This is a genomic window from Pseudomonas sp. VMV1 (genome assembly GCF_056790235.1).
Genome location: NZ_JBXGSE010000006.1, coordinates 50,293 through 73,994, shown reverse-complemented (window position 1 = coordinate 73,994; position 23,702 = coordinate 50,293). Strand labels below are relative to the sequence as shown.

23 protein-coding genes and 1 other RNA gene are annotated in these 23,702 nt (G+C 64.8%); 19 read left to right on the top strand and 5 right to left on the bottom strand.

What is annotated here, in order from left to right; all coding sequences use genetic code 11:
- The first annotated feature begins 4 nt into the window (after positions 1 to 4).
- Both ACUCV0_RS18150 and ACUCV0_RS18145 read left to right on the top strand, forming a co-directional pair.
- On the top strand, positions 5 to 1,225 hold the full coding sequence (locus ACUCV0_RS18150) for an N-acetylmuramoyl-L-alanine amidase (protein WP_313649631.1): 1,221 nt from the start codon (positions 5 to 7) through the stop codon (positions 1,223 to 1,225).
- Positions 1,222 to 1,626 carry a hypothetical protein gene (locus tag ACUCV0_RS18145; RefSeq protein WP_271655785.1) on the top strand — a complete coding sequence of 135 codons (405 nt, stop codon included), beginning with the start codon at positions 1,222 to 1,224 and terminating at the stop codon, positions 1,624 to 1,626. Before ACUCV0_RS18150 ends, ACUCV0_RS18145 begins: the two co-directional genes overlap by 4 nt.
- A 26-nt stretch (positions 1,627 to 1,652) precedes the next feature.
- On the opposite strand, the gene ACUCV0_RS18140 is transcribed toward ACUCV0_RS18145, so the two are convergent.
- Positions 1,653 to 2,306, bottom strand: coding sequence for a sulfite oxidase-like oxidoreductase (locus ACUCV0_RS18140; RefSeq protein ID WP_059315984.1), 654 nt, complete (start codon positions 2,304 to 2,306; stop codon positions 1,653 to 1,655).
- A 147-nt stretch (positions 2,307 to 2,453) separates the two neighbouring features.
- On the opposite strand from ACUCV0_RS18140, the gene ACUCV0_RS18135 reads away from it, so the two are divergent.
- Complete coding sequence (locus ACUCV0_RS18135; RefSeq protein ID WP_059315983.1) at positions 2,454 to 2,690, top strand: DUF2171 domain-containing protein; 237 nt, start codon at positions 2,454 to 2,456, stop codon at positions 2,688 to 2,690.
- 64 nt (positions 2,691 to 2,754) lie between these two features.
- Here the strand turns inward: ACUCV0_RS18135 and ACUCV0_RS18130 are convergent, their stop codons facing one another.
- From ACUCV0_RS18130 to ACUCV0_RS18115, 4 genes are read right to left on the bottom strand one after another with little or no spacing between them, the layout of a single operon-like run.
- Positions 2,755 to 3,327 (bottom strand): BON domain-containing protein, encoded by a 573-nt coding sequence (locus ACUCV0_RS18130; RefSeq protein WP_059315982.1) that lies wholly within the window; start codon positions 3,325 to 3,327, stop codon positions 2,755 to 2,757.
- Positions 3,324 to 3,917: a phosphoheptose isomerase gene (locus ACUCV0_RS18125; RefSeq protein WP_059315981.1), complete on the bottom strand. Its 594-nt coding sequence runs from the start codon at positions 3,915 to 3,917 to the stop codon at positions 3,324 to 3,326. Before ACUCV0_RS18125 ends, ACUCV0_RS18130 begins: the two co-directional genes overlap by 4 nt.
- A 32-nt stretch (positions 3,918 to 3,949) precedes the next feature.
- Positions 3,950 to 4,324: a YraN family protein gene (locus tag ACUCV0_RS18120; protein ID WP_059315980.1), complete on the bottom strand. Its 375-nt coding sequence runs from the start codon at positions 4,322 to 4,324 to the stop codon at positions 3,950 to 3,952.
- A complete protein-coding gene (locus ACUCV0_RS18115) occupies positions 4,321 to 6,108 on the bottom strand; it encodes a penicillin-binding protein activator (protein WP_482213310.1) in 1,788 nt (595 codons plus the stop codon). The genes ACUCV0_RS18120 and ACUCV0_RS18115 overlap by 4 nt, the downstream gene beginning before the upstream one ends.
- A gap of 123 nt (positions 6,109 to 6,231) precedes the next feature.
- On the opposite strand from ACUCV0_RS18115, the gene rsmI reads away from it, so the two are divergent.
- The 16 genes from rsmI to ftsZ all read left to right on the top strand — a co-directional run bounded on the left by rsmI (position 6,232) and on the right by ftsZ (position 23,605).
- Positions 6,232 to 7,077: a 16S rRNA (cytidine(1402)-2'-O)-methyltransferase gene (gene rsmI / locus ACUCV0_RS18110; protein WP_059315978.1), complete on the top strand. Its 846-nt coding sequence runs from the start codon at positions 6,232 to 6,234 to the stop codon at positions 7,075 to 7,077.
- A 62-nt stretch (positions 7,078 to 7,139) separates the two neighbouring features.
- Positions 7,140 to 7,495, top strand: an RNA gene (gene rnpB, locus ACUCV0_RS18105) — RNase P RNA component class A.
- 289 nt (positions 7,496 to 7,784) lie between these two features.
- On the top strand, positions 7,785 to 8,240 hold the full coding sequence (gene mraZ / locus ACUCV0_RS18100) for a division/cell wall cluster transcriptional repressor MraZ (protein ID WP_482213385.1): 456 nt from the start codon (positions 7,785 to 7,787) through the stop codon (positions 8,238 to 8,240).
- A 2-nt stretch (positions 8,241 to 8,242) separates the two neighbouring features.
- The gene (gene rsmH / locus ACUCV0_RS18095) at positions 8,243 to 9,184 is read left to right on the top strand and encodes a 16S rRNA (cytosine(1402)-N(4))-methyltransferase RsmH (RefSeq protein WP_271655783.1); all 942 of its coding nucleotides are present in this window, start codon (positions 8,243 to 8,245) and stop codon (positions 9,182 to 9,184) included.
- Positions 9,181 to 9,474 (top strand): cell division protein FtsL, encoded by a 294-nt coding sequence (gene ftsL / locus ACUCV0_RS18090; protein ID WP_059315975.1) that lies wholly within the window; start codon positions 9,181 to 9,183, stop codon positions 9,472 to 9,474. Before rsmH ends, ftsL begins: the two co-directional genes overlap by 4 nt.
- A 59-nt stretch (positions 9,475 to 9,533) precedes the next feature.
- A complete protein-coding gene (locus ACUCV0_RS18085) occupies positions 9,534 to 11,222 on the top strand; it encodes a peptidoglycan D,D-transpeptidase FtsI family protein (protein WP_482213384.1) in 1,689 nt (562 codons plus the stop codon).
- Positions 11,219 to 12,688, top strand: a complete 1,470-nt coding sequence (locus ACUCV0_RS18080) for a UDP-N-acetylmuramoyl-L-alanyl-D-glutamate--2,6-diaminopimelate ligase (protein ID WP_482213309.1) — start codon at positions 11,219 to 11,221, stop codon at positions 12,686 to 12,688. Before ACUCV0_RS18085 ends, ACUCV0_RS18080 begins: the two co-directional genes overlap by 4 nt.
- Complete coding sequence (locus tag ACUCV0_RS18075; RefSeq protein WP_482213308.1) at positions 12,681 to 14,048, top strand: UDP-N-acetylmuramoyl-tripeptide--D-alanyl-D-alanine ligase; 1,368 nt, start codon at positions 12,681 to 12,683, stop codon at positions 14,046 to 14,048. The genes ACUCV0_RS18080 and ACUCV0_RS18075 overlap by 8 nt, the downstream gene beginning before the upstream one ends.
- The gene (gene mraY, locus ACUCV0_RS18070) at positions 14,048 to 15,130 is read left to right on the top strand and encodes a phospho-N-acetylmuramoyl-pentapeptide-transferase (RefSeq protein ID WP_059315971.1); all 1,083 of its coding nucleotides are present in this window, start codon (positions 14,048 to 14,050) and stop codon (positions 15,128 to 15,130) included. The genes ACUCV0_RS18075 and mraY overlap by 1 nt, the downstream gene beginning before the upstream one ends.
- Positions 15,131 to 15,135: 5 nt before the next feature.
- Complete coding sequence (murD, locus tag ACUCV0_RS18065) at positions 15,136 to 16,479, top strand: UDP-N-acetylmuramoyl-L-alanine--D-glutamate ligase (RefSeq protein ID WP_482213307.1); 1,344 nt, start codon at positions 15,136 to 15,138, stop codon at positions 16,477 to 16,479.
- A complete protein-coding gene (ftsW, locus tag ACUCV0_RS18060) occupies positions 16,479 to 17,678 on the top strand; it encodes a putative lipid II flippase FtsW (protein ID WP_156429007.1) in 1,200 nt (399 codons plus the stop codon). The genes murD and ftsW overlap by 1 nt, the downstream gene beginning before the upstream one ends.
- Entirely contained in the window at positions 17,668 to 18,738 is a 1,071-nt protein-coding gene (murG, locus tag ACUCV0_RS18055) for an undecaprenyldiphospho-muramoylpentapeptide beta-N-acetylglucosaminyltransferase (protein ID WP_059315969.1), read from the top strand. The genes ftsW and murG overlap by 11 nt, the downstream gene beginning before the upstream one ends.
- 34 nt (positions 18,739 to 18,772) lie before the next feature.
- Positions 18,773 to 20,188: a UDP-N-acetylmuramate--L-alanine ligase gene (gene murC / locus ACUCV0_RS18050; RefSeq protein ID WP_217265999.1), complete on the top strand. Its 1,416-nt coding sequence runs from the start codon at positions 18,773 to 18,775 to the stop codon at positions 20,186 to 20,188.
- A 65-nt stretch (positions 20,189 to 20,253) separates the two neighbouring features.
- Positions 20,254 to 21,108 carry a cell division protein FtsQ/DivIB gene (locus ACUCV0_RS18045; RefSeq protein ID WP_059315967.1) on the top strand — a complete coding sequence of 285 codons (855 nt, stop codon included), beginning with the start codon at positions 20,254 to 20,256 and terminating at the stop codon, positions 21,106 to 21,108.
- 16 nt (positions 21,109 to 21,124) lie between these two features.
- Positions 21,125 to 22,369: a cell division protein FtsA gene (gene ftsA / locus ACUCV0_RS18040; protein ID WP_007162051.1), complete on the top strand. Its 1,245-nt coding sequence runs from the start codon at positions 21,125 to 21,127 to the stop codon at positions 22,367 to 22,369.
- Positions 22,370 to 22,423: 54 nt separating this feature from the next.
- A complete protein-coding gene (gene ftsZ / locus ACUCV0_RS18035) occupies positions 22,424 to 23,605 on the top strand; it encodes a cell division protein FtsZ (RefSeq protein WP_059315966.1) in 1,182 nt (393 codons plus the stop codon).
- Positions 23,606 to 23,702 lie beyond the last annotated feature (97 nt).

The following is a 23,702-nucleotide window of genomic DNA, read 5'->3' as shown; positions in this document are numbered from 1 at the left end:
CTCCATGAATCGCCGTCGTCTGCTCAATCTGATCCTGGCTGGCATGACCTTGCCTGTCGGGTTGCCGGCATTTGCCGCCCGTCAGCAACTCAAGGGTGCCCGGGCCTGGCAGGACGCCGACAAGCTCCGCCTGGTCTTCGATCTCACCGGGCCGGTGCATTACAAGACCTTCACCCTGGTCGCGCCGGATCGCATCATTCTCGATCTCGCCGACACCCAGGCGCCTGCGGTACTCAACCACCTGGCGCTGAAAGGTTCGCCCGTGCGGGCCGTCCGCAGTGCTCAATATGGTCCCCAGGACACTCGGGTGGTGCTGGAGCTGGCCCATCCGGTGGAGATGGAAAGCTTCGTCCTCGGCCCCGGCGAGGGCGCGGCCAATCGCCTGGTGCTCGATCTCAAGCGTGCCGGGGCACCGGTCGTGGCTGCCCGCAAGCCGGTCGATGCTGAGCCGCCGCTGGAGGTCAAGCGGGGCAGGGGCCTGGCTTCGGGGCGCGACATCATGGTCGTGGTCGATGCCGGACACGGTGGCAAGGACCCTGGCGCCCTGAGTGCGCGCGGTGATCGGGAAAAGGACATCGCCCTGATCGTGGCGCAGAATCTCGCGCGCCGGATCAATCTGCAGAAGGGCTTCAAGGCCAAGCTAGTGCGCAACGACGACTTCTTCGTGCCGCTGCGCAAGCGTGTCGAGGTGGCGCGCAGCTACAACGCCGACATGTTCGTATCGGTGCATGCCGATGCCGCACCGCGGCGTACCGCCTATGGCGCCTCGGTCTATGCCCTGTCCGAGCGTGGCGCGACCTCGACCACGGCGCGCTTCCTGGCCGATAGCGAGAACAACGTCGACCTGATCGGCGCCAACGAGATCCTCAAGGGCCGTGACCCCATGCTCGCGGGGGTGCTGCTGGACATGTCGATGAATGCCACCATCTCGTCGAGTCTGGACCTGGGCCAGAAGGTGCTGGGGCAATTGTCGAGCATCACCAATCTGCACCAGAAACGGGTGGAGCAGGCTGGCTTCGCCGTGCTCAAATCACCGGACATCCCCTCGATCCTGGTCGAGACGGGCTTCATTTCCAATGACCGCGACTGCCGGCGGCTGCTCGACAGCCGTCACCAGAAGCAGCTGGCCGATTCGATCTTTGCTGGTCTGCATGGCTACTTCCAGGAGCGCCCACCGCTGGGCACCTACCTGGCCAGTCTCAAGAACACCCAAGGAGTGACATGAGTTTGCAAGACAAGGCGCGTCGTTACTGGCGCGCAGTGGTGCTGGTGATAGGAGCGCTGTGCGTGGTGGCCGGCTTGATCGGCTATGTCCAGGGCGGTGGCGACAAGACAGGCAGCACCCAGGAAAGCTTCGTCAACAAGGTCTGGCAGATCAAGACCAGCAACAGCATCGAACCGGGCATGCTGTACGTCTTCCTCAGCGATGGCACCCTGGTGATGGCCTCACCGAGCAGCCAGCCCTCCCTGGGGCGCTGGACGCGGACCGAGAAGGGCCTGAACCTCATCGAGGAAGGCATCACCTATCCCACGGAAATCCTCAGTCTCAAGCGTGACGAGTTCCGGATCCGCAGCCTCAATCCCGGCGAGCCCGTAGAGCTGCAACTGGCCCCGGCGGCACCCTAGGAACCTGGTCAGCGGCTCTGGTGCCATCAGCTGTCGTCCGAGTAGCGCTGCTCCTGCCAGGGGTCGCCACGGTCATGGTAGCCGCGCATTTCCCAGAAGCCAGGCGTATCGCCCACGCGGAAATCGATGCGTCTGAGCCATTTGGCGCTTTTCCACAGATAGAGGTGCGGGATCAATGCCCGCACCGGGCCGCCGTGCTCGGCCGTCAGGGGCTGGCCCTCCCAGCTGTGTACCAGCATGGCGCCGGGCGCGGCGAAGTCGGCCAGGGGCAGATTGGTGATGTAGCCGTCGTAGCTGTGCAACAGCACATGGGTGGCGTCTTCCCGTGGCTGCACTTCTTCCAGCAGCTCGCTGACCGGTAGGCCGATCCAGCGATTGTCGTAACGCGACCAGGTGGTGACGCAATGCATGTCGCTGACCGCCTGGGTGGTCGCTCGGGCCGCGAAGGTATCCCAGTTCCAGCGCAGCGTCCTGCGGACCGCCCCGGTGACCGCCAGTTGCCAGCGTTCGTGGCTGACCTCCGGCCGTACACCCAGATCCAGAACCGGCCAGTTGCTGACGCGATGCTGGCCGGGGGGCAGGCGTTCGCTTTCCGGGCGTGCGCTCTGCCCGGTCAGGAAGCGCCCCTCCTGTGCCCAGCGCTCCTTGGAGCGGGTCAGCTTGCTTGGCTCATCGCTCATTGGCGAATCCTCTTGATGGTCATGGGGCTGTGACCATGATGATGGCCTTTCGTCGGCAGAGGGCGAACCCAGACGGCGCTTCATGCCTCCTATCCTGCAGGCGCTGATAGAGCGGCCTCCTTTTTCTTAACCTGCCGGAGAACCACCATGGTAGATGCAACCCAGATCAAAGAGCATGCGGAAGTTGTCGGTTCGGACGGCCAGCACGTGGGCACCGTCGATCATATGGAAGGCGCCGATCGCATCAAGCTGACCAAGCGCGATCAGGATGCCGATGGCAAGCATCACTACATTCCGTTGAGCTGGGTCCAGTCCGTGGAAGGCAGCCAGGTACGCCTGAGCAAGACCCGCGACGAAGCCGAGCGTGAGTGGCAGGCCGCCTGACGCCAGCCACCGCCCAACAAAAAGCCCCGCATTGGCGGGGCTTTTTGTTGGGCGGCGAATACGATCAGTTGATGTACTCGAACAGCTTCACGATGCGCTGGACACCCGAAACGCTCTGGATCAGCTGTACGGCGTGATTGGCTTCCTGCTGGGTCACCAGGCCCAGCAGATAGACGATGCCGTTTTCCGTGACCACCTTGATGCGCGAGCCTGGGATGTCCTCGTCGGCGAACATCTGGGCCTTGATGCGGGTGGTCAGCCAGGAGTCGTTACTGCGTGCCAGCAGCGAGGAGTTGCCCGTCACCTGAAGCTCGTTATGGACCGTCTTGACCCGCTGCACGCTGCGTACGGCCTGTTCGGCCTGGGCCTTGAGGTCGGCCCGCGGCGTCTGGCCAGCGATCAGCACCACGCCGTTGTAGCTCACCACCACGATGTGCGAACTGGCCAGATCGGAGTTGGCCTTGGAGATGTTGACCGCGGCCTTGGTCTCGATCAGGGCGTCATCCACGGTGCTGCCCAGGGTGCGGGTGCCGCGGTTGTCGTCGATGGGCTTGTCGCGGCTGGCAGTGACCACGTTGCTGCAGCCGACCACGGCAAAGGACAGCGCCAGGATGGCGAGCAGAGGAGCTTTTTTCATTCTTCGCTTCCAAACAGTTGCTGATCGATCTGGTCGCATAGGCAGTGGATCACCAGCAGGTGCACTTCCTGGATGCGGGCGGTGACCTTGGCGGGCACACGGATCTCGACGTCCTCGGGCAGCAGCAGGGAGGCCATGCCACCGCCGTCGCGGCCGGTGAGGGCGACCACGGTCATCTCGCGGTCGTGGGCGGCCTGGATCGCCTGGATCACGTTGGCCGAGTTGCCGCTGGTGGAGATGGCCAGAAGGATGTCGCCAGGCTGACCCAGGGCGCGGATCTGCTTGGAGAACACCTCGTTGTAGCTGTAGTCGTTGGCGATGGACGTCAGCGTCGAGCTGTCGGTGGTCAGGGCCAGGGCCGGCAGGCTGGGGCGCTCGCGCTCGAAGCGATTCAGCAGTTCCGAGGAGAAATGCTGGGCATCGCCGGCGGACCCGCCGTTGCCACAGGTGAGGATCTTGCCTTCGTTGAGCAGGGCCGCAACCATGACTTGGCTGGCCAGATCGATATGAGGAATCAGGACTTCCATGGCCTGACGCTTGGTTTCGATGCTGTCCCGGAAGAGTTTCTGGATGCGGGCGTGGGTGTCCATCGCGATATCTTTGACCTGTGCAGTGGAGGGCCTCAGGCCTCGAAGGCTTGGGTGATCCATTCGAGTGCCTGAGGGGATGCGTCGGCCCCGGGGCCGATCGCGATCACGTCGAAACGGCAGGGCCGCTTGGCCCAGCGCGCTTCGGATTGCAGAAAGAGGGCAGCGCTGTTGACCAGTCGCTGCCGCTTGCGGGCATCTATGCTTTCCGCGGCGCCGCCCCAGGCGGTGTGCCGACGGGCGCGTACCTCGACGAATACTACTGTATCGCCGTCAAGCATGACCAGATCGAGCTCACCACCGCGCCAGCGCCAGTTGCGGGCGATCAGGCGCAATCCGCGCGTCTGCAGGAACTGCAGGGCGCGGTCTTCGCCTTGTTGACCGCGCTGGAGGTGCGGGGCCTGCTTCACGGCGTGCTGAGCGACGGCGGCACGCTGGTGGCCGGCAGCGGCGCATTGTTGGCCGGCAGCGGCTGGGCCACGCCGTTGCGGAATTCCGCCCAGGGCAGGTGGCGCACCACGCGCTGATCAGCCGCCACGCTCAGGTTGCCGGACAGGCCGGGCAATTCGGAGTTGGGCAGCGCCTTGAGCTGCTGCAGATGCAGGGCCAGCAGGTAGGCGTCGGCGCCCATGGCATAGAGGCGACCAATGCTGCTGCCGGCCTGGGGCCACTGGGCAGTGATCTTGGCGCGCAGCGGGTTGCTCGGATCGAGCAGCCAGGGGGTTTCGCAGAACAGGATGCCGTTCAGGTCCTGGTTGACGCCGGGCTCGTTGACCCCGCTGTTGAGATTGGAGGTGGCATACACCGGCAGATCGCGGGCGTTCTGGTAGACCAGGATCGGCTTGATCTGGCGAGCCTGGGCCGGCGTCGAGGCGAGGAAGATGAAATCCATGCCCTGGCGCATCTGCAGGAGACTGGTGATGCGATTGGCGATTTCCACGGGCTGGCCGATACGTTCGGCGGCGACCAGGCGACCCCCGAGTTGCTGCCACTCGTTCTGGAAGGCGGCCAGCACGCGGGCACCCCAGTCACCCTGGGGCACCATGGCGCTGGCACTGCGCTTGCCATCGGCCCAGGCACGGCGCGCGGCTTCGCGAGCCTCGTCCTCGGCGGCCAGGCCGAACTGGAAGAGTTGCGGCGGCTGGGCGCCCTGACTGTCACCATAATTCAGTGCCAGGGTGTTGAGCGGCAGTTGCGGCCGGTCGCTCAGCTGCTTGACCAGATTCTTTTCCAGCGGACCGACCACCAGCTGGATGCCGGCAGCCTGGGCCTGGCGGTAGAAGGCGTCTAGCGAGCCCATCTGGGTGCTGTCATAGACGGTCACGGCCGGCGCGGCCTGGCCGGCGGCCAAGGCTTCGTAGCGGGCGGCCATGAAGCCGTCCTGCAGCGCACGAGAGACACCTGCGAGTTGGCCCTGCAGGGGCAGCAGCAGGGCGACACGATTGAGCGGCTCGCGCGCCAGGGTTTTCAGGCGCTCCAGGTCGTCAGGCAGCTGTCGCGCGGCGGGATGGCTCGGATGCTGTTTCTGCCATTCCTCGATGGCGGCGAGCTGCTGATCCAGCGCCAGGTTGCTGCGGGTAATGGCAGCCAGGGCCAACCAGCCATTGAGGTCGGCATCCTTCACGCTCTGGCGCATTTGCGCATCCGGCAGGCTGGTCACCAGCTGCCAGATCTGCTCGCGGTTGTCATGGGCTGCGTCGCCGTCGAGCAGCGGGCCAATGAAAATGCGTTCCTGGGCGGCGGCGAGCGGCTGGCCATTGGCAGTCTGGGCATCGGCTTTGGTGAGGCCGCTGCGGATCTGCTGCTGCGCCGGCAGCTCGCCCAGTTGCGCGAAGCTCGGGTGGTCGAAGCGCTTGAGAGCCTGGGCCGGCTGCTTGTCGAGCAGGTCAAGTTGGGCCAGCAGGGTCTGGGCGAACATCTGCTGCGCCGGCTTGAGCCCTTCCAGATTGATGGAGCCCAGAATCTGGCGCGCTTCGCGGGTGTTCTGCTGGGCATAGGCCTTGTCGGCCGCGGTCAGGCGCAACAGGTTCGCCTGCTCGGACTGGCTGGCGCCAGCCTGGTTCAGCAGTTGTTCGATGCTGGCCTGGCTGGGCTCAGGCAGCGCCCCGAGACTGCTCGTGGTGGGCGTGCTGCTACAGGCGGCGAGCAGGGCGAAGGCGGTGGCGCAGAGCAGCGGACGCAGGCGGAACTTCATGCGGTGGTTCCTGAGCAATTGTCTGGAAAGGGGGCGATTGTCTCACAGCACCCAGGCGCTGCGAACGCCGAGGGCGAGAGCGGCGTACACTGTTGGGCTATTTCCAGTCTGTCAGGTTTCATCATGATTTCGCCGGGTACTCTTTATGTGGTTGCCACGCCCATCGGCAACCTGGACGACATCACCGCCCGCGCCCTCAAGGTCCTGCGCGATGTGGCCTTGATCGCCGCCGAAGACACCCGTCATTCGGCGCGCCTGCTGCGCCATTTCGGCATCGAGACGCCTCTTGCGGCCTGCCACGATCACAATGAAAGGGATGCGGGGGGGCGCTTCATCACCCGGCTGCTGGCGGGGGAGGACGTCGCCCTGATTTCCGATGCGGGCACGCCGCTGATCTCCGACCCGGGCTTTCACCTGGTGCGGGCGGCGCGCGCCCAGGGGATTAGGGTCTCACCGATTCCTGGTGCCTGCGCCCTGATCGCCGCGCTCTCGGCGGCCGGTCTGCCCTCGGATCGCTTCAGCTTCGAAGGCTTCCTGCCAGCCAAGGCGGTGGGTCGTCAGGGGCGGCTGGCGGCGTTGCGCGAGGACCCGCGCACGCTCATCTTCTACGAGGCGCCCCATCGCCTCGACGATTGCGTGGCCGACCTGGTGACCATCTTCGGACCTGATCGCCACGTCGTGCTCGGACGCGAACTGACCAAGACGTTCGAGACCTTGCGCGGCCTGCCCGCCGGGGAGCTGCAGGCCTGGATCCGCGCGGATCTGGATCAACAGCGTGGCGAGTGCGTGCTGCTGGTGGCTGGCTGGACGGCGCCGGAAGACGCCGAAGTCGATGCCGAGACCCTGCGCATCCTGGATCTGTTGTTGGCCGAGCTACCGGTCAAGCGCGCTGCCGCCCTGGCAGCGCAGATCACCGGTGCGCGCAAGAACCTGCTCTATCAGCTGGCGCTGGAACGCAAGGCCGAGTAAGCGGGATTTTGTGGGCATCTTTCCTTGTTATCCGGCACCAGTCTCTATACCCTTGCGCCGCGAGAGCCGACCGGGCAGTCGCTGTCGTGACCCGCAAGGGTTGCGAGGGAGGAAAGTCCGGGCTCCATAGGGCGAGGTGCCAGGTAACGCCTGGGAGGCGTGAGCCTACGGAAAGTGCCACAGAAAATAACCGCCTAAGCGCGCAAGCGCCGGTAAGGGTGAAAAGGTGCGGTAAGAGCGCACCGCACGGCTGGCAACAGTTCGTGGCTAGGTAAACCCCACCTGGAGCAAGACCAAATAGGAATCCATAGGCGTGGCCCGCGCTGGATTCGGGTAGGTCGCTAGAGGCAATCAGCGATGGTTGTCCCAGAGGAATGACTGTCCTCGACAGAACCCGGCTTACAGGTCGGCTCTCGCACCCCCTCCCTCTCGGGCCGCCGCGCCTGGGTCTGTGACCCCCTTCTTCACAAATCACTTTAATCAATTGAGCCAATCAATTGACTTGATTTCCGTTTGTCGGAAATCAATGTCGTCCGTCCTGGTCGTGACCAGGTGCAATTTGCTTGAAATCCGCGTCCCACACGGCCTGGGAACCCCCTCGCTTACCTTGACTGAAAGTGGCCCTCCTCAATATAGTGGCGGCCGGTGGTACGAAGTGGGGCGAAGTGGGATTTAATGGCAAGGACAGCCTATTAGAGGACGCGAAATTGTTCCGGGGAGCGAACGCCATCAGTCTCGACGCCAAGGGGCGCGCCGCGATGCCGAGTCGGTATCGTGACGAGCTGCTGGAGCGTTGTGCCGGCCAGCTCATCGTGACGATCGATGCTGTCGCCCCCTGCCTTTGCGTCTATCCGCTACCTGAATGGGAAATCATCGAAAGCAAGCTGCGGCAGTTGCCCTCGCTACGGGAGGAGACTCGTCGCCTACAGCGCTTGCTGATCGGCAATGCGGTGGATCTGGAACTCGACGGCAGTGGCCGCTTCCTGGTACCGCCGCGCCTGCGTGAATACGCCAAGCTCGACCGGCGCGTGATGCTGGTTGGGCAGCTGAACAAGTTCCAGTTATGGGATGAGGATGCCTGGAGTGCCGTGTGCGACGCGGATCTGCAGGCAATTAAGGAACCCGGCGGTATGCCGGATGAAATGCGCGATTTGATCCTGTGACCATGAACCCAGTCTTCCACCACGTCTCCGTTCTCCTGGACGAGGCCGTACAGGCATTGGCGATCCAGCCTGCCGGTCGTTATCTGGACGGCACCTTTGGCCGCGGCGGACACAGCCGGGCCGTGCTGCGCCTGTTGGGTGAGGAAGGGCGGCTGCTGGGGTTCGACAAGGACCCGCAGGCGATCGCTGCTGGCCAGGCCCTGGCTGTCGAGGATTCGCGCTTCGAGATCGTCCAGCGCAGCTTCGCCGAACTGGGCGATGAACTCGTCAGTCGTGGCTGGTCCGGCCAGGTCGATGGTGTGCTGCTGGATCTGGGCGTGTCCTCGCCACAGCTCGACGATCCCGAGCGCGGCTTCAGCTTCATGCAGGACGGTCCGCTGGACATGCGCATGGACCCGAGTCGGGGCCAGAGCGCCGCAGCCTGGATCGCCAGCGCCTCCGAGGCCGACATCGCCCAGGTGTTCAAGGAATTCGGCGAAGAGCGCTTCGCCAAACGCATGGCGCGCGCCGTGGTGCAGCGTCGCGAAGTCCAACCCTTCGAGCGCACCGGCGATCTGGCCAAGGTGCTCACCGAGGCCAATCCGGCCTGGGAAAAGGGCAAGCACCCCGCCACCCGTGCCTTCCAGGGGCTGCGCATCTACATCAATCGCGAACTGAGCGACCTGGAGCAGGGGCTGCAGGCGGCCTACGAGCAACTGGCCGTAGGCGGCCGGCTGGTGGTGATCAGCTTCCACTCCCTCGAAGACCGTATCGTCAAACAGTTCATGCGCCGGCTGGCCAAGGGCGAGGCCGACCAGTTGCCGCGCGACCTGCCCATCCGGGCAACCGTGTTCGAACCCTCGCTGCGCCTGCTCGGCAAGCCGGTCTATGCCGGCGAAGGCGAGCTGGCGGCGAACCCCCGGGCCCGCAGCGCCGTGATGCGCGTCGCCGAGAAACTGAAATGAGCCGCCTCTTCGTGAAGAAGCTGCCGCTGGGCAGCAGCGTCATGCTGGTGCTTTTCGTGGGCGTGCTGCTCTCGGCGGTGGCCGTGGCCTACAGTGCCCACTGGAATCGCCAGCTGCTCAACACCCTCTATGGCGAGATGGCCATCCGCGACAAGGCCCAGGCCGAGTACGGTCGGCTGCTGCTGGAGCAGAGCACCTGGACCGCCCACAGCCGGGTCGAGGCCCTGGCCAGCGGCCAACTGCAGATGCGTATTCCCGACCCGACCGAAATCCGGATGGTCAATCCGTGAAAGGCCTGGTCGCGCGCCTGCCCTGGCGCTTCAGCCTCATTATCGGGCTGTTGCTGGTCATGGTCGGCACCATCATCTGGCGCATCGTCGATCTGCACGTGATCGACCGGGCCTTCCTCAAGGGGCAGGGCGACGCACGCAGCGTCCGCACCATTCCCATTCCAGCGCATCGCGGCCTGATCACCGATCGCAATGGTGAACCTCTGGCGGTCAGCACGCCGGTCACCACCTTGTGGATCAATCCCAAGGAGTTGCTCGGCGCTGAAGATCGCTGGGCGATCCTGGCCGACGCCGTTGGCCAGCCCCGTGCGGATCTGGCCAAGCGCATCGAGCAGAACGCCAGCAAGGAATTCCTCTACCTGGCCCGAGGCCTTACGCCCGAGCAGGGCGAGGCGGTGATGACGCAGGTCAAGGCGCACAAGATTCCCGGGGTCTACGACATCGAGGAATTTCGCCGTTTCTATCCGGCTGGCGAGGTGGCAGCCCACGTGGTCGGCTTCACCGACATCGACGATCACGGACGCGAAGGCATCGAGCTGGCCTTCAACGAATGGCTGTCGGGCGTGCCGGGCCGTCGGCAGGTGGTCAAGGATCGCCGTGGTCGCCTGATCCGGGACGTGCAGGTGGCCAAGAACGCGAAGCCGGGCAACACCCTGGCGTTGTCCATCGACCTGCGCCTGCAGTATCTCGCCGCCCGCGAGCTGCGCAATGCCTTGACCCAGTTCGAAGCCGAGGCGGGCAGCCTGACCATCGTCGACGTCAAGACCGGTGAGGTCCTGGCCATGGTCAACATGCCCACCTACAACCCCAACAACAGACGCACGCTCGAACCGGCTGCCATGCGCAACCGGGCGATGATCGACGTCATGGAACCCGGCTCGGTGATGAAGCCGATCTCCATGACCGCGGCGCTGGCCAGCGGTCGCTGGAAGCCTAGTGACAAGGTCAACGTCTATCCCGGCTCGCTGCAGATCGGTCGCTACACCATCAAGGACGTCTCCCACAGCGATGGCGCCCTGGACCTGACCGGCATCCTCATCAAGTCCAGCAACGTCGGCATGAGCAAGATCGCCTTCGACGTCGGCGGCGAGAATATCTACAACGCCATGCGCGCCGTAGGGCTGGGCCAGGACACCGGTCTGGGCTTCCCCGGCGAGCGGGTCGGCAACCTGCCCAACCATCGCACCTGGCGTCCAGCCGAGACGGCGACCCTGTCCTACGGTTACGGCCTGGCGGTGACCGCCGTACAGCTGGCCCATGCCTATTCGGTGCTGGCCAACGACGGTCGCTCGGTGCCCCTGTCCATGGTGCGTCTGGACAAGACGCCGGACAGCGATCAGGCGGTGGACGCGCGCGTCGCCAAGACCCTGCAGGGCATGCTGCAACAGGTCGTGGAAGCGCCCGGTGGGGCCTTCCGTGCCCAGGTGCCTGGCTATCACGTCGCCGGCAAGAGCGGTACCGCGCGCAAGACCAGCACCGGTACCCGCGGCTATGCCGAGAATTCCTATCGCTCGCTGTTCGCCGGTTTCGGCCCCACCAGCAATCCGCGCCTGGCAGCAGTGGTGGTGATCGATCGCCCGAGCAAGGGTGGCTACTACGGTGGCGTGGTCTCGGCTCCGGTATTCAGTCGCGTGATGTCCGGTGCCCTGCGCCTGATGAACATCCAGCCGGACAACCTCCAGCCGCTGCCGGTACAGCAGGCCCAGGCTGCGGCCAAGCCCCTGCTGGTAGGGGAGCGTGACCGATGAGCCGCCTACTGCCCGAGTTGCTGGCCGTCAGCTGTCCCGCCGTCGAGATCGCCGGGTTGGCCCTGGATAGCCGTGAGGTCCGCCCAGGCGTTCTGTTCCTGGCCATTCCCGGTGCCCATAGCGATGGCCGCGCTCATGTCGCGGCCGCCGGCGAGCAGGGGGCTGCCGCCATCGCCTATGAGGCGAAAGACGCTCCGGCGCTCCCGGCCCTGGATATCCCGATGATAGCCATCGAGGGCCTTGCCGAGCAGCTGTCCGCCATCGCCGGTCGCTTCCATGGTGAACCCAGTCAGCGCCTGGCCCTGGTTGGCGTGACCGGCACCAATGGCAAGACCAGTGTCAGCCAGTTGATCGCCCAGGCCTGTGACCTGCTCGGTCAGCGCTGCGGTATCGTCGGTACCCTGGGCAACGGCTTCTATGGCGCTCTCGCTGAAGGCCGCCACACCACCCCGGATGCCCTCAAGTTGCAGGCGACCCTGGCCGAGCTCGCCGAGGGGGGCGCCTCCACCGTAGCCATGGAAGTCTCGTCCCATGGCCTGGCTCAAGGGCGCGTGGCCGCCCTGGCCTTCAAGGTCGCGGTCTTCACCAATCTGACCCGCGACCATCTCGATTTCCACGGCACCATGGAAGCCTATGGCGAAGCCAAGGCCCAGTTGTTCGCCTGGCCGGCGCTTGGCACCCGCGTACTCAATCTGGACGACGCCTTCGGGCGCGAGCTGGCGAGTCGCGCCAGCTCGGCCACGACCCTGACCTACAGCCTGAGTGATCCGGCTGCCAGCCTCTATTGCCAGGATCCACGATTCGACGATCACGGTGTACGGGCACGTTTGGTCACCGCCCAGGGCACGGGCGAATTGCGCAGTCAGTTGATCGGGCGCTTCAACCTGAGCAACCTGCTGGCCGCCATCGGTGGCTTGCTGGGCCTGGGTCATCCACTGGCCGATATCCTCGCCATCCTGCCGCAGCTGCAGGGGCCTGCCGGGCGCATGCAGCGCCTGGGTGGCGCCGGGCGGCCGTTGGTGGTGGTAGACTACGCCCACACTCCCGATGCCTTGGACAAGGTGCTCACCGCGCTGCGGCTCCATGTCAGTAGCTCCGGCCGACTGATCTGCGTGTTCGGCTGCGGCGGCGATCGCGATCGTGGCAAGCGACCGGAAATGGCCGCGCTGGCTGAGCGGCTGGCCGATCAGGTGGTAGTGACCGACGATAATCCACGTACTGAAGATCCCACCGCCATCGTCGCTGATATCCGTGCGGGCTTCCAGCAGCCCCATCAGGTGCGCTTCGCCGGGCGTCGCGAGGCGGCCATCGCCCAGGCGATCGCCGAGGCGAATCCGCACGACATCGTCCTGCTGGCCGGCAAGGGCCATGAGCCCTACCAGGAAATCGCTGGGGTCCGGCATCCCTTTTCCGATCTCGACCAGGCCGAGCGGGCCCTGACCGCCTGGGAGCGACAGCATGCTTAGATCCTTCACCCTTACCGAAGTGGCCGAGGCCCTGACCGGCAACCTGCTGGGCGCCGATGCCCTGTTCGACGGCGTTGGCACCGACAGCCGCAAGGCCGTGGCCGGGCAGCTGTTCGTCGCCCTGGCCGGGCCACGCTTCGATGGTCATGCCTATCTGGCCGACGTGGCCGCCCAGGGCGCTGCGGCAGCCCTGGTGGAGCGGGCCGTGCCCGAGGTCCATCTGCCCCAGTTGGTGGTGGCCGATACCCGCTTGGCGCTGGGTCGCCTGGGTGCCTTCAATCGCGACCTGTTCCAGGGTCAGGTTGCCGCCGTGACGGGCTCCAGTGGCAAGACCACGGTCAAGGAACTGCTCGCCGCCATCCTGCGTCAGCAAGGTGCCACCCTGGCTACCCAGGGCAATCTGAACAACGATCTGGGCGCGCCCCTGACCTTGCTGCAACTCGCTGCCGAGCACGCCTTTGGCGTCATTGAATTGGGCGCCTCCCATGTGGGGGACATTGCCTATACCGTGAGCCTGACACGCCCGGATGTCGTTATCATTACCAACGCCGGCCAGGCCCATGTGGGCGAATTCGGCGGTGTCGACCGCATCGTCGAAGCCAAGGGCGAGATCATCGAAGGCGTGGGCGAGACGGGCACCGTGGTGCTCAACCGTGACGACGCGGCGTTCGAAACCTGGCAGCGCCGCGCGGCCGGTCGCAAGATCCTTTCCTTCGGCCTGGATGCCCGCGCCGACGTCCGCGCCACCGAGGTGAGCCTGGATAGCCAGGGTCGTCCGAGCTTCATCCTGCACACTGCGCAAGACGATGTGCGCATCACCTTGCAGATGCTGGGTGCCCACAACGTCGGCAATGCGCTGGCCGCTGCCGCTGCAGCGCTCAGCCTCGGCCTGGACCTGACCATCGTTGCCCGTGGCCTTGCCGCTGCGGCACCGGTCCAGGGGCGCACCCTAACCCGCACCAGCCAGCGCGGCGCACAGGTCATCGACGACAGCTACAACGCCAACCCCGCTTCGGTGAAAGCCGGGATCGACTTGCTGGCGGCCTTGCCGGGTCGTCGCGTGGTGGTCCTGGGCGATATCGCCGAGTTGGGCGAATGGACCGAACAGGGCCATCGCGAGGTGGGCGAGCATGCCCGCGGCAAGGTGGACGCCTTCTATAGCGTCGGTCCTTCGATGGCCCATGCGGCCCGCGCCTATGGCGTCGAGGCCCGGCATTTCGCCGATCGCGAACAATTGATCGAGGCCCTGGCGGACGAGGACCGGGCCGGAACCACCCTGCTGATCAAGGGATCCCGCAGCGCCGCGATGGACAAGGTCGTCGCCGCGCTCTGCGCTATCAACACCGAGGAGAAACACTGATGCTGCTGCTGTTGGCGGAGTTCCTGCAACAATTCTACAAGGGCTTCGCTGTCTTCCAATACCTCAGCCTGCGCGGCATTCTGGGCGTCCTGACCGCCCTGATGCTGTCGTTGTGGCTCGGCCCCTGGATGATCCGCACCCTGCAGATCCGTCAAATCGGCCAGGCCGTACGCAACGATGGCCCCCAGTCGCACCTGTCCAAATCCGGCACCCCCACCATGGGCGGCGCCCTGATCCTGACCACCATCGGCATCAGCACCCTGCTGTGGGCCGACCTGCACAACCGTTATGTCTGGACCGTGCTGGCCGTGACCTTCCTGTTCGGCGCCATTGGCTGGGTCGATGACTATCGCAAGGTGATCGAAAAGAACTCCCGGGGTCTGCCCAGTCGCTGGAAGTACTTCTGGCAATCGGTGTTCGGCCTGGGGGCGGCGATCTTCCTCTATGTCACGGCCAAGGCGCCCATCGAAACCACGCTGATCCTGCCCCTGCTGAAGAACATCGAAATCCCGCTGGGGATTTTCTTCGTTGTGCTGACCTACTTCGTCATCGTCGGCTCCAGCAACGCGGTCAACCTCACCGACGGTCTCGATGGCCTGGCGATCATGCCCACCGTGATGGTCGGCGGCGCCCTGGGTATCTTCTGCTACCTGTCGGGGAACGTGAAATTCGCCGACTACCTGCTGATTCCCTATGTGGAGGGCTCCGGCGAGTTGATCGTCTTCTGCGGCGCCCTGATCGGGGCGGGCCTGGGCTTTCTCTGGTTCAACACCTATCCGGCCATGGTCTTCATGGGTGACGTCGGTGCCCTGGCACTGGGCGCTGCCCTCGGCACCATCGCCGTGATCGTCCGTCAGGAAGTGGTGCTGTTCATCATGGGTGGCGTCTTCGTCATGGAGACCCTCTCCGTGGTCATCCAGGTCGCCTCCTTCAAGCTGACCGGCAAGCGCGTCTTCCGCATGGCGCCGATCCACCACCATTTCGAATTGAAGGGCTGGCCCGAACCGCGGGTCATCGTGCGCTTCTGGATCATCACCGTGATCCTGGTGCTGTTCGGTCTCGCCACCCTGAAACTGAGGTAACCGCAGTGCTCATCGCTTCCGACCAGTTCCGTATCGTCGTCGGCCTCGGCAAGAGTGGCATGTCGCTGGTGCGCTTTCTCGCGCGCCGGGGCGTGCCCTTTGCCGTGGCCGACACGCGGGAACAGCCGCCGGAACTGGAGACCCTGAGAACCCAGTACCCCGGGATCGAGGTGCGCTGCGGTGAGCTGGACGTCGACTTCCTCGCCCGGGCTGCCGAGCTCTATGTGAGTCCAGGCCTGGCGCTGGAAACGCCTGCCCTGCAACAGGCCGCTGCCCGTGGCGTGCGGCTGTCCGGCGACATCGATCTCTTCGTGCGCCATGCCCGCGCGCCCCTCGTTGCCATCACCGGTTCCAACGCCAAGAGCACTGTCACCACCCTGGTCGGTGACATGGCCCGGCGCGCCGGCAAGCGCGTTGCCGTGGGTGGCAACCTGGGCACTCCGGCACTGGATCTGCTGGCCGATGACGTCGAGCTCTATGTGCTGGAACTGTCGAGCTTCCAGCTGGAGACCTGCGAGCGGCTGGACGCCGAGGTGGCCACGGTGCTCAACCTCAGCGAAGACCACATGGATCGCTACACCGGCATGCCGGCCTATCACCAGGCCAAGCACCGCATCTTCCGGGGCGCTCGCCAGGTGGTGGTCAATCGCGACGATGCGCTGTCGCGGCCACTGATCGGCGAGGGCGTGCCCTGCCTGACCTTTGGCCTGGGGCGTCCGGATTTTCGTGCCTTCGGCATTCGCGAGGAGGAGGGGCGCCGCTATCTGGCGCTGGCCTTCGACAACCTGCTGGATGTCGAGGAGCTCAAGATCCGTGGCACTCACAATCACAGCAATGCGCTGGCCGCGCTGGCGCTCGGTCAGGCCGCCGGCTTGCCGCTGGCGCCCATGCTGGAAGCCCTGCGTGCCTTCCCTGGTCTGGAGCACCGCTGCCAGTGGGTGGGTGAGGTCGCAGGCGTTAGCTACTACAACGATTCCAAGGCGACCAATGTCGGCGCTGCCCTGGCGGCCGTCGAAGGCCTGGGCGACGACATCGCCGGCCAACTGGTACTGATCGCCGGTGGCGATGGCAAGGGCGCCGACTTCAGCGCCCTGCGTGAACCCATCGGTCGCCATTGCCGCGCCGTGGTACTGCTGGGACGCGATGCCGCGCGGGTCGCCGAGATACTGCCTCCGGCCGTCAAGCAGGTGCACGTTGCTACGCTGGAGGAAGCCGTGCGCGAAAGCCGCAGTCTGGCCCAACCAGGCGATGCCGTGCTGCTGTCGCCGGCCTGTGCCAGTCTCGACATGTTCCGCAACTTCGAGGAACGCGGACGGCTGTTCGCCCAGGCCGTGGAGGGCTTGTCATGATTCTCAGCCTGCTGCGTCCCTATCCCTCGCCGCTGGCCAGCCGCCACGGCATCGACCTGGACTTCCCGCTGCTGGCTGGCTGCCTGCTGCTACTCGGCCTTGGCCTGGTGATGGTGACCTCGGCTTCGTCTGAGGTCGCCGCGGCTCAATCCGGCAATCCGCTGTATTTCATGTATCGCCACTTGGTCTATCTGGCCATTGGCTTCGTTGCCTGCGGCGTGGTGATGCTGATCCCCATGGCCACCTGGCAGCGCTTCGGCTTTCCGCTGCTGATCATCGCCTTCCTGCTGCTGGTTGCGGTACTGGTGCCCGGCATCGGCCGCGAGGTGAACGGCTCCCTACGCTGGATCGGCTTCGGCATCTTCAACGTGCAGCCCTCGGAGATCGCCAAGGTCTTCGTGGTGCTCTATCTATCGGGTTACCTGGTGCGCCGTCAGCACGAGGTGCGCCATACCTGGGCCGGCTTCTTCAAGCCCTTCATCGTGCTCCTGCCGATGGCCATGCTGCTGCTGCGCGAGCCCGACTTCGGCGCTACCGTGGTGATGATGGGTGCCGCCGGCGCCATGCTGTTCCTCGGCGGTGTCGGCCTGTTCCGCTTCATGCTGATGGTCGCCCTGGCGGTACTGGCGGTGTTCGTCCTGGTGCAGACCCAGTCCTACCGGATGCAGCGCCTGATCACCTTTACCGATCCCTGGGCCGACCAGTTCGGTTCCGGCTACCAGCTGACCCAGGCGCTGATCGCCTTCGGTCGCGGCGGCTGGACCGGTCTGGGCCTGGGCAACAGCATCCAGAAGCAGTTCTATCTGCCCGAAGCCCACACCGACTTCCTCTTCGCCGTGCTGGCCGAAGAGCTGGGGCTGATCGGCGCCATGGCCACCGTCGGCCTGTTCCTCTTCGTCTGCGTCCGTGGCCTGTTCATCGGCCACTGGGCCGAGCAGTCCAAGCAGTTCTTCTCGGCCTATGTGGCCTATGGTCTGTCGATGCTCTGGATCGGTCAGTTTCTGATCAACATCGGAGTGAACGTCGGCCTGCTGCCGACCAAGGGCCTGACATTGCCTTTCCTCAGCTATGGCGGCAGTTCCCTGGTGATCTGCTGCGTGAGCATGGGGCTGTTGCTGCGCATCGAGTGGGAACGGCGAACGCTCGCGGATACCGAGGATGTGGAATTCACCGAGGAGGATTTCGCTGATGTCCGCTAACGTCCTCATCATGGCGGGTGGCACCGGCGGGCACGTCTTCCCGGCGCTGGCCTGCGCCCGCGAGTTCGAAGCCCGCGGCTATACCGTCCACTGGCTGGGTACCCCGCGCGGTATCGAAAACGATGTGGTGCCCAAGGCCGGCATTACCCTGCACCACATTCCAGTCACCGGTCTGCGCGGCAAGGGCATGCGCTCCTTGGTGAAGGCGCCTCTGCAACTCAGCGGCGCCCTGATGCAGGCCATAGGTCTCATGCGCCGGCTCAAGCCGATCTGCGTACTGGGCCTGGGCGGCTTCGTCACTGGTCCCGGTGGCCTGGCGGCCAAGCTGTGCAATATTCCGCTGGTGATCCACGAGCAGAACGCCCATGCCGGCACCGCCAATCGCCTGCTGGTGCCCTTGGCCGCGCGCGTGTGCGAAGGCTTCGCCGATACCTTCCCGGCCTCCGCCAAACGCCTGTCCACCGGCAATCCGGTGCGCGCTGAACTCTTCGCCCCGGTGACCCGCGCACCGCTGGACGAGCGCGCCGCCAACCTGCTGGTGCTAGGTGGCAGCCTGGGCGCCGAGCCGCTCAACAAGCTGTTGCCCGAGGCCCTGGCCCAGTTGCCCGCTGGTCTGCGGCCCAATGTGCGCCACCAGGCCGGCCGCCAGCATGCCGAGGTGACCGCCGAGCGTTATGCCAATGCCGCGGTGGAGGCCGATGTCCAGCCCTTCATCGCCGACATGGCCGCTGCCTATGCCTGGGCCGATCTGGTGATCTGTCGGGCCGGTGCCCTGACCGTCGCCGAGCTGACGGCCACCGGCCTGCCGGCGCTGCTGATTCCGCTGCCTCACGCCATCGACGACCACCAGACCAGCAACGCCCGCTTCCTGGAGCGTGCCGGTGCCGGTGTGGTGCTGCCCCAACATTCCACCCGCCCGGCGGATCTCGCCGCGCAGCTTACCGAGGTCCTGATGCATCCCGAACGTCTTGCCGACATGGCCGCTAGCAGCCGTGCCCTGGCCAAACCCGATGCGACCCGTGCCGTCGTCGACGCCTGTCTGGAGGTTGCCCGTGGTTAAGTCGCAAAGTGCCATTCAGGCCGAGGTTCGGCGCATGCGCAGCATTCGGCGCATCCATTTCGTCGGTATCGGTGGCGTCGGCATGTGCGGTATCGCCGAGGTGCTGCTGAATCTGGGTTACGAAGTCTCGGGCTCCGACCTCAAGGAGTCCGCGGTCACCGCACGTCTGCAGCAGTTCGGTGCGCGCATCTATATCGGCCATCGCGCGGAAAACCTGGATCAGGTCGATGTGCTGGTGGTGTCCAGCGCCATCAATAGATCCAATCCCGAGGTGTCCGCTGCCCTCGAACAGCGCATTCCCGTGGTGCCTCGCGCCGAGATGCTCGCCGAGCTGATGCGCTATCGCCATGGCATCGCCGTCGCCGGCACCCATGGCAAGACCACCACCACCAGCCTGATCGCCTCGGTGTTCGCCGCCGAGGGTCTGGATCCCACCTTCGTCATCGGGGGACGTCTGAACGCCGCCGGCACCAACGCCCAGCTCGGCACCAGCCGTTATCTGGTCGCCGAGGCCGATGAGAGCGACGCCAGCTTCCTGCACCTGCAGCCCATGGTCGCCGTGGTCACCAACATCGACGCCGACCACATGAGCACCTACGAAGGTGACTTCAATCGGCTCAAGCGCACCTTCGTCGATTTCCTGCACAACCTGCCGTTCTATGGCCTGGCCGTGCTCTGCGTCGACGACCCGGTGGTGCGCGAGATCATTCCCCAGGTCGCTCGTCCCACCGTCACCTACGGCACCGCCGAAGACGCCGACGTACGCGCCGTGGATATCCGCCAGGAAGGCATGCGCACCTATTTCACCGTCCTGCGTGAGGGGCGTGCGCCGCTGGCGGTCTCGGTCAACATGCCGGGCGTGCACAATGTGCTCAACGCCCTGGCCACCATCGCCATCGCCACCGACGAAGGCGTCAGCGACGAGGCCATCCTCAATGGTCTGTCCGGCTTCCAAGGGGTCGGGCGGCGCTTCCAGGTCTACGGCGAACTGCCGGTCGCTGGTGGCAGCGTCATGCTGGTCGACGATTACGGTCACCACCCGCGCGAAGTCGCCGCGGTGATCAAGGCCGTACGCGGTGGCTGGCCCGAGCGCCGGCTGGTGATGGTCTATCAGCCGCACCGTTTCAGCCGCACCCGAGATCTCTACGAGGACTTTGTCCAGGTCCTGGCCGATGCCAACGTCCTGCTGCTGATGGAAGTCTATCCGGCCGGCGAAGAGCCGATCCCCGGGGCGGACAGCCGTCAGCTCTGCCACAGCATTCGCCAGCGCGGCCAGCTCGATCCGATCTATGTGGAGCGTGGCAGCAACATCGCCCCGCTGGTCAAGCCGCTGCTGCGCCCAGGCGACATCCTGCTGTGCCAGGGCGCGGGCGACATCGGTGCGCTGGCGCCACAACTGCTCAACCACCCGCTGTTCGCCACCGCCGCGACCGCCGGGAGTTCGGCATGAGCCGTCATCCATCCAACCTATTGCTGGCAGTTCCTGCTGCCGGCGCGCACGTGGAGGGCTGAACCTTGGTCGCCACCCTACGTCACAACCAGCCCGGCTTCGGCCGTTCGCGCAATGTCGAGCAGCGGGGCGCCAGTCGCCTGGTCGCCGAAGAGCCGCTGTCGACGCGCCTGCCGCGCCCAAGCCTGGGCCTGCTCAAGCGCATCCTCTGGCCGTTCCTGCTGCTGGGATTGGGCTTTGGCACCTACGAAGGGGCCCAGAAGCTGCTGCCCTATGCCGACCGGCCAATCGCCAAGGTCAGCGTCAAGGGTGATCTGTCCTATATCAGTCAGGGGGCGGTGCAGCAGCGCATCGCTCCCTTCGTGGGTACCACCTTCTTCCAGGTCGACCTGGCCGACATGCGCCACGAACTGGAAACCATGCCCTGGATCGCCCATGCCGAGGTGCGTCGGGTCTGGCCTGACGAGATCAGCATCCGCCTGGAAGAGCAGATGCCCATCGCCCGTTGGGGTGACGAGGCGCTGCTGAATAACCAGGGTGAGGCTTTTGCCCCACAGGATCTGGCCAACTATGACAATCTACCGCGACTGTATGGCCCCAAACGGGCCCAGCAGCAAGTGATGCAGCAGTACCAGATGTTCAGCCAGATGCTCCGGCCGCTCGGTTACACCGTGGCACGCCTGGAAATGCAGGAGCGCGGCAGCTGGTACCTCACCACTGGTCAGGGCCTGGAACTGGTGTTCGGCCGCGACCAGCTGGTGGAAAAGATGCGGCGCTTCATGCGCCTGTACGATCAGGTGCTCAAGGCACAGATGGACAATATCGCGCGGATCGATCTGCGTTATCCGAACGGTCTGGCCGTGGCCTGGCGTGATCCCGCTATCGCTGCCACCCCCGTGACCGAACCGGCCAAGCATTGAGGAGAAGTTTTTTACTATGGCAAGCGTGCAAAGCGGCAAGATGATCGTCGGCCTCGACATCGGCACTTCCAAGGTCGTGGCTCTGGTCGGCGAGGTGTCTTCCGATGGTCAGATCGAGATCGTCGGAATCGGCACCCATCCGTCGCGCGGGCTCAAGAAAGGCGTGGTGGTCAACATCGAATCCACCGTCGCCTCCATCCAGCGGGCCATAGAAGAAGCCCAGCTGATGGCCGGTTGCCGAATCCATTCGGCCTTCGTCGGCATTGCCGGCAATCACATCCGCAGTCTGAATTCCCACGGCATCGTGGCGATCCGCGACCGTGAAGTGAGCCCCGCCGACATCGAGCGGGTACTCGATGCCGCCCAGGCGGTGGCCATTCCTGCCGATCAGCGCGTGCTGCACACCCTGGCCCAGGACTATGTGATCGACAACCAGGAAGGCGTGCGTGAGCCCCTGGGCATGTCTGGCGTCCGACTGGAAGCCAAGGTCCATGTGGTGACCTGCGCCGTCAATGCCGCGCAGAACATCGAGAAGTGCGTACGGCGCTGCGGACTGGAAGTTGACGACATCATTCTGGAGCAGCTGGCTTCGGCTTATTCGGTGCTGACAGATGATGAAAAGGAATTGGGCGTTTGCCTGGTGGACATCGGTGGCGGCACTACCGATATTGCCATCTTTACCGAAGGCGCCATCCGCCATACGGCGGTGATACCTATTGCTGGCGACCAAGTCACAAATGACATCGCCATGGCCTTGAGAACCCCGACGCAATATGCCGAAGAAATCAAGATTCGGTATGCTTGTGCCCTAGCAAAGCTGGCTGGCCCGGGTGAAACGATCAAGGTCCCCAGCGTGGGTGATCGTCCGCCGCGAGAATTGTCGCGTCAGGCCCTCGCGGAAGTGGTCGAGCCCCGTTACGATGAGCTATTCACACTGGTGCAAGCGGAACTGCGCCGCAGTGGTTACGAGGATCTGATCCCCGCAGGGATCGTACTCACCGGTGGTACCGCGAAGATGGAAGGCGCGGTCGAACTGGCGGAAGAGATTTTCCATATGCCGGTACGCCTGGGGGTGCCCCAGACGGTCAAGGGTCTGACTGATGTAATCAGCAACCCGATCTATTCCACAGGCGTCGGCCTGTTGCTCTATGGTCTGCAAAAGCAGACCGATCCCCTGCCGGTTGTTTCTGGCGGATATAGCAGCGAAACCAAATCCACAGTCCTGGAACGCATGAAGCGTTGGGTCCAGGGCAACTTGTAATTCACAATTAAACCGCGGCAGTAGGCGAAGATCCGAAAGGAAAGAGAGGGGACCATGTTCGAACTCGTAGACAACATTCCACAAAGCGCCGTGATCAAAGTCATCGGCGTGGGCGGTGGCGGTGGCAACGCCGTTAACCACATGGTCAAAAGCGGTGTTGAAGGCGTCGAATTCATCTGTGCAAATACCGACGCCCAGGCCCTGAAGAACGTCACATCCCGTACCGTGCTGCAACTCGGCCCGGGTGTCACCAAGGGTCTTGGTGCTGGCACCAACCCGGAAATCGGCCGCCAGGCGGCCATGGAAGATCGTGAGCGCATCGCCGAAGTCCTCGAAGGCGCCGACATGGTCTTCATCACCACCGGCATGGGCGGTGGCACCGGTACCGGTGCTGCGCCGATCATTGCCGAGGTGGCCAAGGAAATGGGTATCCTGACCGTTGCCGTGGTCACCCGTCCTTTCCCCTTCGAAGGCCGCAAGCGCATGCAGGTCGCCGACGAAGGTATCCGTTCCCTGTCCGAATGCGTCGACTCGCTGATCACCATCCCCAACGAGAAGCTGCTGACCATTCTGGGCAAGGACGCCAGCCTGCTGGCTGCCTTCGCCAAGGCTGACGACGTTCTCGCCGGCGCCGTCCGTGGTATCTCCGACATCATGCAGCGTCCCGGCCTGATGAACGTCGACTTCGCCGACGTCAAGACCGTGATGGGCGAGATGGGCATGGCCATGATGGGTACCGGTCACGCCAGCGGTCCGAACCGTGCACGTGAAGCCACAGAAGCGGCCATCCGCAACCCGCTGCTGGAAGACGTCAACCTGCACGGCGCCCGTGGCATCCTGGTCAACATCACTGCCGGCCTGGACCTGTCCCTGGGTGAATACGCCGCCGTGGGTGAGATCATCGAGGACTTCGCGTCCGAGCACGCCACCGTCAAGGTCGGCGCGGTGATCGATCCGGAAATGCGCGACGAGCTGCATGTCACCGTGGTCGCCACCGGCCTGGGTGCGCGCATCGAGAAGCCGGTCAAGGTGGTGGACAACACCGCTCAAACCCTGGCCGCTGCACGTCAGGAAGCGGGTCCGGTCAACTACGACGACCTCAAGTACCCGACCTCGATGCGCTCCGGTCGTGGCAGCCAGAATCATGGCGGCTCGGCAGCGGCGACCAAGGTCAATCCCAACGACGACCTGGATTACCTGGACATCCCGGCCTTCCTGCGTCGTCAGGCTGATTGATCGGGTATATCACAAGCCAGGGTGTGATTAGTGGGCATCGATTTTCGCATCTGCTATCATCGCGACTTCGTTGAACACCATTCGCACCCTGCGACCG